Here is a 15,966-nt window from a genome sequence, read left to right on the forward strand (position 1 = left end):
ATTTTATTACGTTTGAATGACTGTTTTCGTTAGGGAACAGTCATTTCGTTTTTCTGATCAGGTTTATTGTTTTATAGCTGGTCCTTTCGTTTCACCAATGCCTGATCAGGACACCTGACCATAAAACTTTTCTTCCCATTACCCTGCTTCCGCTATATGAATAGCGTATGAAAAATGCAGGGATCAAATGGGGGATGTTCAGGGCGCGGCTGCCGATCATCCATATGCGGATTGAATGGCCGGAGCTGGCGCAAGGGCTGGTGGTATCGTTATCAACGGCATTGGCGCTTATTCCGCTACTCACCACATCATTCGGCCTTACTTTCCCGGAGGCAGTGACCATCGCCATGCTGCATATGATGCTGGTGACATCAAATGTGATCATCTTTGGCGAGCCGTTTGCTTCGGGCTGGATAACCCCGGCGCTTCCCTTAGTGCTTGGTTTCGTGATCGGCGGGTATGAGGGTGCGGCTGAACGCTTTCAGATGATGACGGCTTTGTCACTGGATTTTGCGGCTCTGACCTTGCTTATGGGGGTGACGGGCTGGGGGCAAAAACTGGCGGGCATTATCCCTCCGGCACTTAAAGCCGGGATTATCCTTGGCGCGGCGCTTTCCGCGTTCAAGCGTATTTTTTATGATGATGTGGCGGCATTTCAAAAGATGCCGGTGTCTTATAGCCTGGCCATACTTGTCTGCCTGACCATTCTTTACCTTCCGGCGTTTGCGCGGCTAAAATCAAAATATAAATTATTTTCGATCATTTCATCCTTCGGGTTGCTGCCATCCTTTTTTGTGGCGGGGGTTTTTGGCGGCCTTGCCGGGGAGCTTGGTTTTGATATAACACCCGGTTTTTTAAACCCGCCTTTCGCGAGCCTTATGAAAAAGGTGTCGCCCTTTGCCATCGGCTTCCCGCCGCTTTCCTATTTTTTAAGCGCTTTGCCGCTTACCCTTATCGCTTATCTTATTTTATTCGGGGATCTGATCACGGGGATAAGCCTGATTGAGGATAATCAGAAATACCGACCCGATGACCCGATCGATATAAATCTGACCCGGTCCCATTATGCGGTGGCGATCCGTAATTTTCTGATGGCGGTTATCGCCCCCTTTTTTCCGACGCAAGGGGCTCTTTGGGCGGGGGCACAGATCATTATCATTGAACGCTGGAAGCAGGGCCGCGAAAAAATTGAAAGCCTGATTGGCGGCATTTCCGCCTTTTATTATTACGGTATTCCGGTGGTGTTTCTGATCCTGCCGCTGGTGACGGCCTTAAAGCCCTTTATGCCGATCGCGCTGATGCTGACTTTGCTGCTGACCGGGATTGCCTGCGGCAGGCTGGCGCTTAAAATAGCAAACACCATAACCGACAGGGCGGTCATGGTGTTTGTCGCATTGCTTCTTACCTTTTTTTCGCCGTGGGTCGGCTTACTGGTAGGGATTATCGCCTGTGTTTTATTGGTCACCGCCAAAAAGAAGCGGGTTTAACGGTGACATTTTACCATCAATAATGGTCAGTGCATGATCCCGGTCGGTCGCCAGCATGGTTGGTGCGTCCAGATCGACATAGCTGGCTTCTGTGGCAATAAACATGCCTGCTGCCATGGAAAGCGATGTGCCGACCATACAGCCGACCATGATATCAAAACCCATAGCTTTTGCCTGGTCCAGCAATTTTTTGGCCTCGGTCAGGCCGCCGGTTTTATCCAGCTTGATATTGACCACATCATAAATCCCTTTTAACCGTTCAAGGTCGGCAGCGACATGGCAGCTTTCATCACCGCCAAGCGGCAATGGCGCATTAAGCCCGCGCAGCTTTTCATCATCCTTGGGCGGTAAGGGTTGTTCAAGCATGACGACGCCATTGGCCTTAAGCTCGTCCACCACTTCTTTGACCAGGTCAATGTTCCAGCTTTCATTGGCATCAACAATCAGCCGGGCGTTCGGTGCATTATTATGGACGGCGCGGATGCGGTTTACCACATCCTCCGCATTCATTTTGACTTTAATGGTCGGGAAACTGGCCAGTTTTTTTGCCTTCGCCCCCATTGCTTCGGCGGTGCCGATGCTGATGGTTTCAACCGACATAAGATGATCCGGCCATTTATGACCCATCAGTTCGGCAATGGTTTTTCCCGTCTTCTTTGCTTCGAGGTCCCACATGGCACAATCAACGGCATTTCTGGCCGCGCCGGCCGGCATGGCGTTCTGCAATTCTTCGCGGCTTAAGCCCGCTTCCATTTTAGGGGCAATTGCCGCGATCTGTGCCATTACGCTTTCAACGCTTTCACCGTAGTGGGCAGTGGGGCAACATTCGCCCCAGCCTTTTTTGCCGCCTTCCTCAATTTCCACAACGACAACGGTGGTTGCCGTTCTGGTGCTACGGGCAATGACGAAGGGTGTATGCAGGTCAAAATTTTCTGATCTGTAGGCAAATTTCCTCATTTTTTAAGCGCCTCCACGAATGAACTGACGCCGGTGATCATCGGGTCAAAGCAGGGTACCCCGAATTTTGCTTCAAGCTCGGCACGTTGTCTGTCGCCTTCTTCCTTGCTTAAGACCCGGCAGTTTAGGGAAATACCGCCAAGATAAGCATTTGGATTTGTCAGTTTTGCATGTTTCAGGTTCAGTTCAATACAGTCGGCCATATCAGGAATTGGCATATGGGGAAGGCCCTTGATATGCGCCCGGTTGGCTTCATGGCACATCACCAGAACATCCGGCTGTGATCCATGCAGCAGGCCAAGGCTTACCCCGGCAAAGGCCGGGTTATAAAGCGATCCCTGTCCCTCAATAACATCCCAGTGATCTTCTTTGTTGGCGGGGGAAAGTTCCTCTATCCCGCCTGCGATAAAGTCGGAAATGACCGCATCAATACAGATCCCATAACCGGCAATCATCACACCGGTTTGCCCGGTCGCCTTGAATTCAGCGTCATAGCCCTGTTTTTTCATTTCTTCGGTAATGGCTAGGGTCGTATACATTTTACCAACCGAACAATCGGTGCCAACGGCGAGAATGCGTTTGCCGCTTCTTTTTTCACCGGTGCCGGTTTTAAGATCGGTATAGCCATGACGGACATTATGAAGTTCGACACCATGTTTTTCTGCGGCCGCTTTAATGGCCGGGAATTCTTCCAGTTTGCGGTGAAGGCCGCTGGCAATATCAAGGCCGTTTTCAATGGCTTCAACAATATAAGGTTCCCACTCCGGTTCAACATAACCACCGGCATTGGCAAGGCCAAGGATGAATGTTTTTGCGCCTTTTTCTGCGGCTTCCTTAACGCTCATTTTCGGAAGGCCAAGGGTCAGCGGACTATTGCCTCCGGCAATTTCACCTAAACATACTTCTGGGTTCCATACGGCAATACCGCGTGATGTTTTAATGGAAAGTTCGTTGTCGCCACATCCCAGGAATAATAGATAAGGGGCTTTAAGCTGTTGTCTGTCGTTTGCATGTTTTGAAGTCATGAATAATCTCCTTTGAATATGGTTTCAGTGTATAAGGGATAATCCTCAAAAAAGCATATGAAATAATGGCGGTAATCTATAGCTTTAAGCTATGGACTTTGATATATACTGTCTATATGAATTTACGACAGATCGAAATATTCAATGCGGTATATGCCTGCGGCTCCATCAGTGATGCGGCACGCTTTCTTAATGTGGCGCAGCCAACGGTGAGCAAGGTGCTGAGACACGCCGAAGACCAGCTCGGTTTTTTGCTGTTCCGCCGGGTTCGTGGCCGCCTTGTTGCCACCAGTGAAGCCAAAATCCTTTATAAGGAAACGGAAGCCATTTACCGTCAGATCGGCAAGCTGAAAGCCACAGCGGAAAATCTTAAAAACCCGGCCGACGGAAAAATCCGGCTGGTTTCGGTGGCGGCGCTCAGTATTGAAATCCTGCCCAAACTGATCCAGCGCTACCGCGAAGCCAACCCGAAATCACAGTTTATTTATCAGACCGAACATTTTAGCGGCATGATGAAAACCTTGAATGAATATGACAAGGAAATCGGCTTTGCCCTTAACCCGTCGTCATTTGACGGGATTGCCGAAGTTAAAATCGGCGATGGCGAGTTGGTCTGTATTTACGGTAAGGGGGAATTTGATGATTATCCCGACCGCTTAAAGCTTGAGGATCTGATCGGCTTTAACTATGTCAGTATTGAGGATAGCGGCCCTTTAAGTGACCTGCTGGATCGGCATCTGAACGAACGGGGGATCAGCTATCATTCCAATATCATTGCCCAGACCTATTTTGTTGCCCGTAATATGGTTGCGCTTGGCAGCGGTATTGCCATTGTTGACCAATGTACCGCCAGCTCAAATAAGGCTGAAAATATCCGTTTTAAAGGGTTTAATCCGCCAATCCGCTATGATGTAAAGGCGTTATATGTGGCAGATCGGCCGCTTTCCAAATCATGTGCCGGTTTTCTTAAATTTGTGAAAAGCAATTTTGAGTATTAGTCAATTTTTTCGGCAAGTTCTAAAAACAGATCCCCGCGTTCTTCAAAATCCCTGAAGGCATCATAACTGGGTGAGGCGGGGGAAAGCACTATATAGCCGCCCACCGGCGTAATATCGCGGGCTAATGTAACGGCCTCTTCAAGTGTTCCGGCCTTAAATTTATGGCTTGTTTTTAACTGTTCAAAAATCCGTGGGCCGGTTTCATAAACGCATATGGCCTTTATATGATCATTTTCATCAATCAGGGTACAGAGTGCTTCATAATCCTGCTGCCGGTCCTCACCACCGAGGATTACGGTAATGTCTTTTTGAGGAAAAGCCTTAAGCGCGGCAATGGTTGCTTCCGGATCGGTTGAAATGCTGTCATTGACATACATTCGCCCCTCAATCGGGCCAATAACCTGCAAACGGTGTTTCAGGCCCTGAAAACTGTATGATGCTTTAAGGCATTCGGTAATCACCAGTCCCAATGCTTTTAATATGGTGAGCGCCGCACACAGATTTTCAAGATTATGATCCCCTAGCAGCGGGAATTTATCCGCTCCCCCGACCGGCATGTCACCATTATAAATAATTCTGTTTTCAAAATGAATTTTTGAACGGTCATTGAAGGTCAGTTTATTTTTTGTGTCCGCCAGCCTTGGCTCATGAGCATTGGCAATATTTACCTTCGCGCCAAGTCGCAGCAGATTGGATTTGTCCCGGTAATAATTTTCATGGCTTCTGTGCCACTGAATATGTTCGGGAAATAAATTCAGGAGTACGGCGATATCCGGCGCATGCTTGAGATCGCATGTCTGGTAACTGGACAGCTCGACCACATAATAATCCGCATCCAGTGGCAGGGATAAAAGCGGCGTGCCGATATTGCCGCCAAGCGCCGCGTTATACCCCAGCTTTTTTAAGATATGATGGGTCAGGGCACTCGTTGTGCTTTTGCCATTGCTGCCGGTAATGGCAATGACCTTTCCATGTTTTGGCAGTGAAAACCAGATATTGGTTGCTGATGTCACCGTTATGCCCCGGTCAAACATTTTACCAACCATATCATGATAATAACTTATTCCCGGTGATTTAATGACCACGTCAAACTGATCAAGATGATCAATAAGTTCTGCTTCAGGAATATATGTTTCATCGCCTTCCCATGGGTCGCGGTTGATGATGATATACTTCTGCTCCGGCAATTCACGTCGCAAAAAATCAAGGGTTGCTTTTCCCTCCCGTCCCATGCCCCAAAGGGCAATGCGCTTATTTTGCAGCTCTGATAAAATCATTAAGACTCTCCAGATACTGTTTCGGGATATTATGGGGATATTTAAAGCTTAGGGCCTGTGTCTTAAGCTCAGCCACGCTTAAGGCTTCGCTGTCTATTTCGTTCTCAAGCTTTTTGACAATTATATCATTGGCCCAATCGGTGGTGGTCAGGCATTTTATAATCTGCCGGCATTCCTCAATTTCACCGACACATTCAAAGGGTTTATGTCCTTTAAGCCCGCAAAGTTCACGAAAGCCGTCTTCCTGACTTTCATCGTTAAGCATATTTTTGCCGAAAATTTTAATCAGTCTTTCCCGCGCAATGAAAGGGGAGAGAGCCAAAAACACAAACCGGCATTTCGGGCAGTCACAGCACCAGCCATACTGCCTCGCCCCTTCATCAATATGAAAATTGCGGTTACAGCTTTTAAAGACATCAAAATATTGACTTAACGTCGAGAAAAGTGCGGCAATACCGGTTTCATTTAAAGGGCGCAGAAGCGAAAAATATTTAAAATGGCTAAGGGCGGTTTTGCGAATATATCTTTCAAAATCCAGCTCGAATTCAAGCGATTTGCTATATTGATGATTAACCTCAATGCCGCCAAATTCCATATTGCCTTCGCTGGCGGATCCTTCGTTTGACATCACAACACTGTCATAGCCATAAAGCACCGCGCCACACGCCATGATAAAGGAAAGAATGCCCGTGATCGGTACATGGCCGTTCATGGCACCCTGTTCATTAAGTGTGAATAATTTCGGGTCAAGCGTTCTTTTAATATGAATTTGCTCAATTTCACCCGATGCATCCATCACATTTCTGATCGGTGGCCCGGCATTAATGGCAATCATCCTTAATGGATGTCCTGCCGCTTTCAGAGCTTCAAGGGATACGATACTGTCCTTGCCACCACCGATCGGTACCACGGCGCCGGCGGCAAGGGGTATATCACTGGGGCTCAGGTGATGGTTTGAGTTTACCGGAAAACGGATAACACCGCTTAAGTCAATATTATTTTCCACCGAAAATTCACCAAGGCCATGACGGTAAAATTTAAAGAAAAAATCCGCTTCCTCTTTGGTCAGGGTATGATTTTCGATCCTGATATCTTTGGGGCAGTATGCCTTGTAATAGCTGATCCCTGCCGCCAGGTGGAGCCCGCGTATCGCTTTATCAAGGGCGTCCATTTCGGCATTGCTTAAATGGTCCCTTGCTCCGGGGAAATGGATGGTTTCAGTAAATTTCGGCCCACCCTCATAGGCATAGCCCAGCTCAATTGTCCGGGTTTCCATGACATATTTTGATGATCTGAATATAAAAGCGTTCATGGTCCTGTTTTCACTTACTTTTACGGCAAAAACAAGACATAAATAATCTTATTACTGATTATAAAGCTCGATAAATTTTCTGATCCGTTTTGCATTTACGCCGATATCACCGACCCCGACCCGTGATACACTGCGCACATCAATACGGCTGCCGGAAGGCATTTCAGAAACCACGACAACAGTATCATCAACAAATTTGAAAAATGGTGTTCTTGCTGTTCCTTCAAAGCGGTGTTTTGACGGATCCATGCTGACTATTTCCCAGCCCATGGCCTTACCCACTGACAGCGCTTTCTGATAGGCCTGGTCAGGATTAAGGTCCGACATAATCGGTTTGATATCGGGGAAGGCAGCTGTCTGCTGGGCAGCGATCTCAGGGCCACCATAAACAAGTGTGTTTCTTGCCCCTGGACGGTCATCGGTCAGGGTAATAAACTGTGGCGGATTTACCGTATCCGTGGTGATGTCATGAATGGGCGGATATTTGACTGTTTCAGTGACTTTGGATTTGATAACCGGAAATAGAATGGCCAGCCCGATAATAAGGGATAATATCGCCTTTTTCTTGCCCATCAGCTTTTTCTGGGTCAGAAGATATAAAAGACACACGGCGGAAAGCCCGCTAACCACATAGCCGATATTGTTATTATACATTCGGCTGTATCTGAACCCGGCGAGCGGTTCCCAAAGTCCCATGGATGCTCCGAACAGCATAAGTAGTGCTGCAAGCCCGCCGAGCAGGGCAATGATAAGGACCACTGTTGCAAATCTCGACGGTCTTTTTTTCCCGATTATCATCTGAAGCCTCTTGATCTTTTGTGCAAAGGTTTTTTTATGATGCGCAGTGTAAACCCAAATTCTTCTAAAGGCAAATCACTATTTCTTCCAGACAAAATATCTTATGCAGTATTGGGTGTAGGGTGTTTCGAATAAGCCATAATATTTATTGTACATTTGAACAATATAGATGTTCGCTACGCTTTACATGGACTATAATAGTCTTTATTAAGTGTTTTTTTGTAAAATTACTGGAACAGTGTACTGGATTAAAAGTATGACAAATAAGTGTGAAATTAAGACCATATGGCTTCGAAGTGAAAGCCGCCCGACCGAGCGCAGAACCCCGCTTCTTGCCGCGGGCGCAAGGGAACTGCTGGACGCAGGATATAATGTTGTGGTTGAGCGTTCTGAAAACCGCATCATTGATGATCAGGACTATGAAGCCGCTGGCTGCCTTATGGTGGAGGCCGGTGGCTGGATGAGCCCGCCCGCAGATGCACTTATTCTTGGGCTTAAGGAACTGCCCGACGAGCCGGCCGTGATTAAAAACCCGCATATCCTTTTTGCTCATGCCTATAAAAACCAGACCGGCTGGAAAGAGATGCTGACCCGCTTTGTTAAAGGCGGCGCCGACCTTCTGGATATTGAATATATGACCCGTGAAAACGGCACCCGGTATGTCGCTTTTGGTTATCGTGCCGGCTATATGGGGGCGGCACTCTCTCTTCTGCACTGGTTCAGTGTCCAGTCCGGTGGCAAAAGCTATCTTGATAATACGCTGACACCCTTTGAAAATGCTGATATTCTGGACGAAACCATCGCAAAAATCGGCGAAGGCGTCAAAAAACCGAAAGTGCTTATTATCGGTGCAGGTGGCCGCTGCGGTCATGGCGCGGCTGATATCTGCGAACGTCACGGAGCGGAAATTACCCGATGGGATTCAAAAGACACTGTCAATATCGATCGTGACGCCGTTTCCGCCCATGATATCATGATCAACTGTGCCTTTGTAAAAAGTAAAATTCCGCCTTTCATCCGCAAAGAGGACATTAAGCCCGGCACCCGCCTTTCCATTGTGGCCGATGTCGGCTGCGATCCGTTCAGCGATTTTAACCCCGTGCCGATTTATAATGAACCGACCTCATGGGATAAGGCCTATATCAAGGTTGAGGGCGAGGGTGGTAAAACCGTTGATCTGATTGCCATTGACAATCTGCCATCGCTTTTGCCGCGCGAAAGCAGCGAGGAATTCGCCGAACTGATGCTGCCGCATCTTAAACTGCTAAGAAACCGCGAAAATGAACAGCCCTGGCAATCCGCCAAGGCCAGCTTCGATGAAGCGGTCGCCAGAATGAATAACAGTTAAAATAAAGGAATAGTCATGTCCGCCAATAAGCCTTCAATTCACTGGATCGGCGCCGGTCTTGCCTCCGGTCCCGGTCTTGTCTCTCTCGTTAATAAATGGGGAGAGGCCACAGTATGGGACATGGTGCTTGACCGCGCCAGTGACCTGGCGACCAAAGTGAACAAGGGCACGAAATTAAACGTCTGCAAGCTTGACTTAAGCGATGAGGCTTCAATCGCGACCTTCCGCTCTGCCCTTAACGAAGGTGACATAATCATTTCCATGCTGCCGGCCGCCTTTCATGTGCAGGTGGCGGGTATCGCGCTACAGGAAAACTGCCATCTGGTGACCTCAAGCTATATCAGTGACGGTATGCGTGCTCTTGATGATGCGGCGGCGGCCAGGGGGCTTTCCTTTGTCAATGAAGTGGGCCTTGATCCGGGGATTGACCATCTGCTGACCCATGTGCTGGTTGACCAGGCGCGAAGGGACGGGCAGCTCGGCAAAGGCAACAGGATCGATTTTGTCTCCTACTGTGGTGGCTTCCCGGCGCAGGAAACACCCTTTACCTATAAATTCAGCTGGACCCCGTTTGGCGTTTTAAGCGCCCTGACCAATCCGGCCCAGCTCCTGAAAGATGGTGCTGAAACAACCATCCCGACCGCGTGGGAAGCGGTCTCAAAGCTGCCTATCCACGGTGAAATGTTTGAGGCATACGCCAACCGCAACAGTCTTCCGTTCATTGCCGAATATGGACTTGAGGACGAAAAGAATTTACGCAATTTTGTCCGCGGTACCCTGCGCATGTCCGGCTGGAAGACCGCATGGAAAGACATATTTACCCAGCTTAAAAATATCAGCCCTGAAGATCTTCGGGCCCTTTCCGATAAGCTCTGGGCCGAACATCAATATGCGGACGGCGAAGAAGACCGCGTCCTGCTTTATGTGGCCCTGACATCCGTTGATGAAAACGGTAAGGAATGGCATGGCTCGCTCACCGTTGATGCCACCGGCAGCGGCTGGCAGTCGGCCATGGCCAACACCGTTTCCTATACGGTGGCCGAAGCGGTCAGTGCTTTAATGGAAGGGCGTCTTGCCCCCGGTGTCCAGGCCGCGCCCCATGATGTAGCGGAAGCAAAACGCTGGCTTCACGGCCTTGCCCAAAACGGGGTTGAGGTCAAGGCCGTCAATGTTGATCTTTAAGCAGGATTGAAAAAAGCCTGATTATCTTAAAAAAGCTTATCCTTTTTTAAGAAGGTCCCTGATTTCCTCAAGCAAAAGCTGTTCCTTTGGTGGTTCAGCCGGTGCTTCCGGGGCTGCTGCTTCCTCTTTTTTTAAGCTGTTCATCCATTTGATCATGATAAAAATGGCAAAAGCAATAATTGTAAAATCAATGACTGACTGAATGAAGGCGCCATAATTTAAACTCACCGCTGCCGCTTCCCCTGCCGCCGCCTTAAGCTCTATTGACAGATCGGAAAAATCCACCCCGCCTAAAAGCAGCCCGATAGGTGGCAAAATAATATCATTCACAAGTGAACTGACAATTTTACCAAACGCACCGCCGATAATGATACCGACGGCCATATCAACGACATTGCCTCTGACTGCAAAATCTCTGAATTCTGACATTATTCCCATTTTTTTTGTTCCTATTTTTTTGTTAAATCTTCTGTTTCTGCATCAGCAGCGGCTCTTTTTACAGCGTCAATACCGGCTTTGGCGCCGCTATGATCCGAATATCCCTGGCTGCTTAAAATAACTTCGTGGTTTGCGGCTTTTAAATGAAAATAAAATTTACCGTTTTTACCCTCAAAAGTTTCGTATCGTTCATCTATTGGGGCATTTGTCTTTACGGACTTTATGCCATTTTCCGCACCGGACTTGGATTTATAGCCTTCGGACGCCCCAATATTTTCATGATTTCCGGCTTTCAAACGAAACCGAAACTCACCTGCATTATCTTTATATAGTTCAAATTTTCCCGCCATCATATTACTCCTTTTTCTGTTATATGATTAAATCATAATATTATGGTTAACGCAATATTAACCAAAATCAAAAATATTTTACTCTTTATGGGGGAAATAATGAAACGGCGAAGAAAAATAATTTTAATCATTATCTTTCCCCGCCGTTGAAAGGCTCTTTTTTAAAGCCGGTATTTAAAATTAGAAATCGTACTGAATGCCAAGGCGTGTAATGGTGTCAGTTGATTTGCGGCCAATTGGCGCATCTCTGTTATAAAGCACATCAAACGCTAGCTGTGCACTTAAGGCATCACTCATTTTCACTGAAAAAGCAGACTTGTTTTCAATCACAACTTCATTTCCGACATAAACTTTGGTGTCGTTTGAAAAGCTGCTTCTTTCGTTTATGGTCCATGAAAAGATACTCGCCGCATAGCCGGTCAATGTTGTTTCATAACCCGATGTTGGCAATGCTTTTGTGAAAAGTACCGCGGGTCCTGCTTCAACGCTCCATTTAACACCCTCATCTTCGACCAGTCTTACCCCGTAAGCGCCTGTTGCCGTAAACCTTTTGTTGAATGCGCCGAAACTGTCGCCTTCAAATCCGCCAAAGCCGGAAACATAGGTTGTTTTGGAAACATCATAATCACCTTTATAGCCGACACCATAGCGGCGGCGGTCGGTAACATGATTGCTTTGGTTGAAATCAAAATAGGACGTCACGGTTTGGTGGTATGGGCCTTCATCTTCAATAAACTTACTGGCAAAGCCCAGCGATTTCTGCGATGTGTTCCCTGTTGAATATAGACCGCTTAATGTCAGCTGCTTTTTCCAGCCAGCCAGAAATAAATCACCTGAATTGCTGTTGCTTTCCTGCGCTGACGCCATCTGTGATGTCAGGGCAATGGCTGTTGATAAAAGGGCGGCTTTTGCAAATTGATATTTCATTATTGTTAATCCTGTTAAATAAAAAAAGTGCTGATGACATTAAATTGTGCCCAAAATAAGACCCAGCACGGATTTGAGCTGGCTTTCACGATGCGGATTATTGGCTTGACCAAACCATTTATGGCTTAATAAAGGGGCGACATTTATACATTTTTCAATCGTCATTTCTGCGAAGGCAGGAATCCAATTTTTCATTCGCCAAAATACCCGACCTTTTTTATATATATTTTTTTATATATATTCACTTTCACTCTTCACCTTCACTTTCAGCATTGCCGCGGCATAGCATGTTTTATTTATTTTCAATGACTTAATGGTCAAGTTTCGCCGTTTAATTGTGCAATAAACCCGGTTCTAGTCAAAGTAAAACGCTATTCAAAGAAAGTTTTAATCCCTAAACACTTGATAGAAATTGCTCGTAAAAGAGGAAAATAAAAAAATTTCTTGTTGCTCTGTTGATAGGATGGTTCCTTGACCGAAATAGATTGTTGAACTAATGTTTAATGCAATTTCATTGTTATACGATTGGGGTATATGTGCGAATAATTTTATTTATTTTTCTTTTTATTCTCTCTTTCTCTTTTTCATCTATTGCTCAAATGCCAAAGCAGGACATATTGAAATATATGGACGCTGGTGAATTTGACAAAGCTCTTCAGGTATTTATGTCCTATGCACCGCCTTATAAGAATACTGGCAGGTCATATATAGCAATGGCAAAATATTTGGGTGAGTCATATCGGCCTTCCCTTTTGAAGATTGCTTATGAGAAAAACCCGAATGACTGGCACACAATTATTGAATATGCCAATGCTCTTATAGAAACTGATGTAGTAGAAAGTGATAAGCTTTTTTATAAAGCGATAGAGAACGGACTTTTGCCTATTGATTGTCCGCCTCAATTTATAGGTGAAATTTATTTTTGCGGCTCAAAATATGAAGCATATATGTTGAACCGCTGGCACTACAAAAAAAATATCGATGCGCAAATAAATTTCTTCAAACGAAATCTTGAGATTTTTCCTGATAATTTGAAATTGCAGTATGAACTTGCTCAGTTGTTCTATGAAAAAGGGGATTTTGATGAAGCCTTAAAAGTGGCTGCAAATGTCTCAGCAAAGTCTGATAATGGTTATGAGGCGCAGTATTTATATCTTAGCTACTTATATAATCTTGGATATACAGATAAATTATTTGCTGAACTCCCACGCATATTAAAAATTAAAAATCAAGAGTTCCACCGGCTGAATGGTGGAGCACTTACTAACTTTATTTTGTTTTCTGAAGAAAAAGAAGAAACTCAAAAACTTCTTCTCAAAATAACTGAAACCTTTCCCACGAACCCTTATGTTCAGATGTCATATGGAATGTTTATGGAATATAAGGGAAAGTTAAATGAGGCAGAAAAATATTATCGAAAGTCTGTCCCGCTTATGGATACGTTTGATGATTTGAGAGCTGATTTTCTGGATAATTCAAGGTTTTCTCAGGGCTTAAAAATGGCCCCTGAACTTCGGAAAATTTGGATAGGAAAAAGCAGAAAGGTGTTGAATAGATATATTGATGAAATGATAGGGTCAATTATTTATAACCCTTATTCACTTGTACGACTGGATAATTATTTTGAAGGGTTGTCAGATACTCACATTCAAAAAATATATGATCAGGAAAGATATAAAACTGAAGTAAAGCCGGTATTATTCCTTGTCTTTGCAGATTATTATGAGAGAAATAACGTTGAAATAGCATTAAAAATAATTAAAGAGGGCATTGAAAAATTTCCAAAAGAAAGGTGGTTGTACGTTAGATACATTCAAATTGCTGATACCATAAATACCTCACAGAGAAAATTGTATGGTATTAATATTACCGAATTAAAAGAAAACTTATTTCATTATCCACCTTCAAAAGATGACTGGTTACCTTTTAATTTTGAAAAAAATATTACTGATGAAGAGTTGGAATTTTGGTACAAAATGCGATTGTCTGAATATTCAAACAATTTCTATGCATATCTTTTTTATTCAAATTTTCTAAAACAAAAAGGAAGGCTGGATGAAGCAAACAACATACTTGACGAAGGTGAGGTTGTATTAAGGAAGTATTTAAAAAACCACCCCGATGACGCTGACATGGTTGAAAACTTTGCCTTTCTGCTACGTGATAAAGGTAAAATTAATGAGGCTACACATCAATTTAAAAAATTATCAAGAATGGAAAATGGTAGACCGGATGAAGTCTTACTTAGAAAAGTTTATTATGCCGATCAACTGGTCTTGGTTAAAGACTGGAAGGGAATGATTAAAGCCTTCTTTGACTATTTACAGTTGTTTAAGCAGACACAGAAACCTTGGGATGTTTATTATGGTCGAATAAAAGGCAGGGTTGAAGAGGCGCTTATTTTTAACAATGAAGTTTCCGGTATTGATCAGCTAATAATGGATGAAATTAAAAAATATCCGAATTTATCTCAGCCTTATGAAGACTATGGGGTTTATTTTTTGAAAAAAGATAAAACTGAGTATGCTCTAAAAATGTTTAATAAAGCATATGACGATGATTATAGATTACTCGAATATTTAAGAAGTATGTATTTTAAAGAATTGGATGAGGGGAATATTGAAAATGTTCAATCTCTGGAATCAGTTATCCAACAAATAATAGAACTGAAATAAAAAAAGTTTTTCAATATATTATTTAAAGTTATTTTTTAACTACTACGTTCTTAACTTTGATTGGCTTATTCCTATCCAGATTCATTTTGTTGGCCCTCTTTTTTATGATACACTCATTTTCGGAAGTTATTTAATTCAGCCTTGAGCTCGGTTCATGGGATTGCGAAAGCAAGACCGGAACCAAAACTAAAATAGCCTTGAGCTCGTTCTATGTAGTTGAGCAGCAACAACGGGAACATATTAAGCAGCCTTGAGCCCGTTCTATGGTGTCACCCTGTGACACCGAGAACAAAACCAAAAAAGGAGCCATCACATGTATGTAAAAAATATTCTGAACCGAAAAGGCCATGATGTTATTTCAATTGAGCCCACATCGACCATGCTGGAAACGGCAAAGGTGCTTCGCGAAAATAAAATCGGCGCCATTCTGGTTTGCGATAAGGAAGGCAAAATGTGCGGGGTGATATCCGAACGTGATATTGTGATTGCCATTGCCCGCTCCGGCGCGCCGATCCTCGATAAGGCGGTTGGTGATTTCATGACCACGGGGGTTTATACTTGTAAGGCGGAAGACACCATCAAACAGGTGATGGAAGTCATGACCGCCCGCCGTATCCGTCACCTTCCGGTGGTCGGGGCCGGGGGCACCATTGTCGGCATGATCAGCATCGGCGATGTGGTCAAGGAAAGAATGTCCGAGACGGAGGCGGAGGCCGAAGCCCTCAAAGCCTATATTGCCACATAATCGGGGCCTGAGCCTGTCGGGGCCATGAGTCGGGGATTTTTTTTACCACCAGGCTTAAGTCCGGGGTTTTATGCATGAAATTTTATTTTTGATAAGTTATTGAAAATAAAGAATAAAATCATAATCCATTTTGATTTTTTCGGGATTTGTTGAAATTCTCATATCCTTTATGGTAGGATGGCATCCCCTTTGGCAGTCACGTACTGCCAATATTTTTGGCATTTTTTTTGGTGAGAAAGCGCAGTTTTCAGCGATTTTTAAAAAAAAGTGCATTTAGGGCAAAATTAAGGGTTTACAAGTGGGTTTCGGCCCCGTATAACCCGCCTTCACCGACACGGCAACACAGGGCCGTACGGTTGGTTTAGCAGATTGTTGGATTAACCGTGGGAACTGTGAGAATTGTGTTGGTTTTTTATTGGTCATTGACATTGTAGGATGGAAGAGAAA

At 44.9% G+C, this 15,966-nt stretch carries 15 protein-coding genes; 6 read left to right on the top strand and 9 right to left on the bottom strand.

The genetic code is table 11. The annotated features are described in order from the left end of the window. The first annotated feature begins 167 nt into the window (after nt 1–167). A complete protein-coding gene (locus R3D86_10880) occupies nt 168–1,487 on the top strand; it encodes a hypothetical protein (protein ID MEZ5758713.1) in 1,320 nt (439 codons plus the stop codon). Here the strand turns inward: R3D86_10880 and dgcA are convergent. Continuing rightward, nucleotides 1,455–2,444, bottom strand: a complete 990-nt coding sequence (gene dgcA, locus R3D86_10885; GenBank protein ID MEZ5758714.1) for an N-acetyl-D-Glu racemase DgcA — start codon at nt 2,442–2,444, stop codon at nt 1,455–1,457. The genes R3D86_10880 and dgcA overlap by 33 nt on opposite strands. Next, nucleotides 2,441–3,469: a DUF1611 domain-containing protein gene (locus tag R3D86_10890; protein ID MEZ5758715.1), complete on the bottom strand. Its 1,029-nt coding sequence runs from the start codon at nt 3,467–3,469 to the stop codon at nt 2,441–2,443. The genes dgcA and R3D86_10890 overlap by 4 nt, the downstream gene beginning before the upstream one ends. Before the next feature lie 65 nt (nt 3,470–3,534). On the opposite strand from R3D86_10890, the gene R3D86_10895 reads away from it, so the two are divergent. Then, nucleotides 3,535–4,467 (top strand): LysR family transcriptional regulator, encoded by a 933-nt coding sequence (locus R3D86_10895; protein ID MEZ5758716.1) that lies wholly within the window; start codon nt 3,535–3,537, stop codon nt 4,465–4,467. On the opposite strand, the gene murD is transcribed toward R3D86_10895, so the two are convergent. From murD to R3D86_10910, 3 genes are read right to left on the bottom strand one after another with little or no spacing between them, the layout of a single operon-like run. Then, entirely contained in the window at nt 4,464–5,744 is a 1,281-nt protein-coding gene (murD, locus tag R3D86_10900; GenBank protein ID MEZ5758717.1) for a UDP-N-acetylmuramoyl-L-alanine--D-glutamate ligase, read from the bottom strand. The genes R3D86_10895 and murD overlap by 4 nt on opposite strands. Further along, nucleotides 5,719–7,056 carry a hypothetical protein gene (locus R3D86_10905; GenBank protein MEZ5758718.1) on the bottom strand — a complete coding sequence of 446 codons (1,338 nt, stop codon included), beginning with the start codon at nt 7,054–7,056 and terminating at the stop codon, nt 5,719–5,721. The genes murD and R3D86_10905 overlap by 26 nt, the downstream gene beginning before the upstream one ends. A 51-nt stretch (nt 7,057–7,107) precedes the next feature. Further along, entirely contained in the window at nt 7,108–7,854 is a 747-nt protein-coding gene (locus tag R3D86_10910; protein ID MEZ5758719.1) for a DUF1499 domain-containing protein, read from the bottom strand. A gap of 256 nt (nt 7,855–8,110) precedes the next feature. Between R3D86_10910 and R3D86_10915 the strand changes: the two genes are divergently transcribed. Next, the gene (locus R3D86_10915; GenBank protein MEZ5758720.1) at nt 8,111–9,202 is read left to right on the top strand and encodes a saccharopine dehydrogenase; all 1,092 of its coding nucleotides are present in this window, start codon (nt 8,111–8,113) and stop codon (nt 9,200–9,202) included. 15 nt (nt 9,203–9,217) lie between these two features. Continuing rightward, nucleotides 9,218–10,384 carry a saccharopine dehydrogenase C-terminal domain-containing protein gene (locus R3D86_10920; GenBank protein ID MEZ5758721.1) on the top strand — a complete coding sequence of 389 codons (1,167 nt, stop codon included), beginning with the start codon at nt 9,218–9,220 and terminating at the stop codon, nt 10,382–10,384. 36 nt (nt 10,385–10,420) lie between these two features. On the opposite strand, the gene mscL is transcribed toward R3D86_10920, so the two are convergent. The 4 genes from mscL to R3D86_10940 all read right to left on the bottom strand — a co-directional run bounded on the left by mscL (nt 10,421) and on the right by R3D86_10940 (nt 12,294). After that, complete coding sequence (gene mscL / locus R3D86_10925; GenBank protein MEZ5758722.1) at nt 10,421–10,813, bottom strand: large-conductance mechanosensitive channel protein MscL; 393 nt, start codon at nt 10,811–10,813, stop codon at nt 10,421–10,423. Between the two features lie 20 nt (nt 10,814–10,833). Continuing rightward, nucleotides 10,834–11,175 (bottom strand): YegP family protein, encoded by a 342-nt coding sequence (locus tag R3D86_10930; protein ID MEZ5758723.1) that lies wholly within the window; start codon nt 11,173–11,175, stop codon nt 10,834–10,836. Between the two features lie 177 nt (nt 11,176–11,352). Then, nucleotides 11,353–12,099, bottom strand: a complete 747-nt coding sequence (locus tag R3D86_10935; GenBank protein MEZ5758724.1) for a DUF481 domain-containing protein — start codon at nt 12,097–12,099, stop codon at nt 11,353–11,355. Nucleotides 12,100–12,138: 39 nt separating this feature from the next. Next, nucleotides 12,139–12,294, bottom strand: a complete 156-nt coding sequence (locus R3D86_10940; protein ID MEZ5758725.1) for a hypothetical protein — start codon at nt 12,292–12,294, stop codon at nt 12,139–12,141. 431 nt (nt 12,295–12,725) lie between these two features. Here R3D86_10940 and R3D86_10945 point away from each other — a divergent pair, with 431 nt between their 5' ends. Continuing rightward, nucleotides 12,726–14,774 carry a tetratricopeptide repeat protein gene (locus R3D86_10945; GenBank protein MEZ5758726.1) on the top strand — a complete coding sequence of 683 codons (2,049 nt, stop codon included), beginning with the start codon at nt 12,726–12,728 and terminating at the stop codon, nt 14,772–14,774. 313 nt (nt 14,775–15,087) lie between these two features. After that, the gene (locus R3D86_10950) at nt 15,088–15,519 is read left to right on the top strand and encodes a CBS domain-containing protein (GenBank protein MEZ5758727.1); all 432 of its coding nucleotides are present in this window, start codon (nt 15,088–15,090) and stop codon (nt 15,517–15,519) included. Nucleotides 15,520–15,966 lie beyond the last annotated feature (447 nt).

The sequence above is a fragment of the Emcibacteraceae bacterium genome (genome assembly GCA_041396985.1).
In the GTDB taxonomy this organism is placed as follows: Bacteria; Pseudomonadota; Alphaproteobacteria; order Sphingomonadales; family Emcibacteraceae; genus Pseudemcibacter.

Coding starts and splice junctions, on each gene's coding strand:
- R3D86_10880 (MEZ5758713.1), top strand. CDS start 168: ATGAAAAATGCAGGGATCAAATGGGGGATGTTCAGGGCGCGGCTGCCG.
- dgcA (MEZ5758714.1), bottom strand. CDS start 2,444: ATGAGGAAATTTGCCTACAGATCAGAAAATTTTGACCTGCATACACCC.
- R3D86_10890 (MEZ5758715.1), bottom strand. CDS start 3,469: ATGACTTCAAAACATGCAAACGACAGACAACAGCTTAAAGCCCCTTAT.
- R3D86_10895 (MEZ5758716.1), top strand. CDS start 3,535: ATGGCGGTAATCTATAGCTTTAAGCTATGGACTTTGATATATACTGTC.
- murD (MEZ5758717.1), bottom strand. CDS start 5,744: ATGATTTTATCAGAGCTGCAAAATAAGCGCATTGCCCTTTGGGGCATG.
- R3D86_10905 (MEZ5758718.1), bottom strand. CDS start 7,056: ATGAACGCTTTTATATTCAGATCATCAAAATATGTCATGGAAACCCGG.
- R3D86_10910 (MEZ5758719.1), bottom strand. CDS start 7,854: ATGATAATCGGGAAAAAAAGACCGTCGAGATTTGCAACAGTGGTCCTT.
- R3D86_10915 (MEZ5758720.1), top strand. CDS start 8,111: ATGACAAATAAGTGTGAAATTAAGACCATATGGCTTCGAAGTGAAAGC.
- R3D86_10920 (MEZ5758721.1), top strand. CDS start 9,218: ATGTCCGCCAATAAGCCTTCAATTCACTGGATCGGCGCCGGTCTTGCC.
- mscL (MEZ5758722.1), bottom strand. CDS start 10,813: ATGTCAGAATTCAGAGATTTTGCAGTCAGAGGCAATGTCGTTGATATG.
- R3D86_10930 (MEZ5758723.1), bottom strand. CDS start 11,175: ATGATGGCGGGAAAATTTGAACTATATAAAGATAATGCAGGTGAGTTT.
- R3D86_10935 (MEZ5758724.1), bottom strand. CDS start 12,099: ATGAAATATCAATTTGCAAAAGCCGCCCTTTTATCAACAGCCATTGCC.
- R3D86_10940 (MEZ5758725.1), bottom strand. CDS start 12,294: ATGAAAAATTGGATTCCTGCCTTCGCAGAAATGACGATTGAAAAATGT.
- R3D86_10945 (MEZ5758726.1), top strand. CDS start 12,726: ATGGACGCTGGTGAATTTGACAAAGCTCTTCAGGTATTTATGTCCTAT.
- R3D86_10950 (MEZ5758727.1), top strand. CDS start 15,088: ATGTATGTAAAAAATATTCTGAACCGAAAAGGCCATGATGTTATTTCA.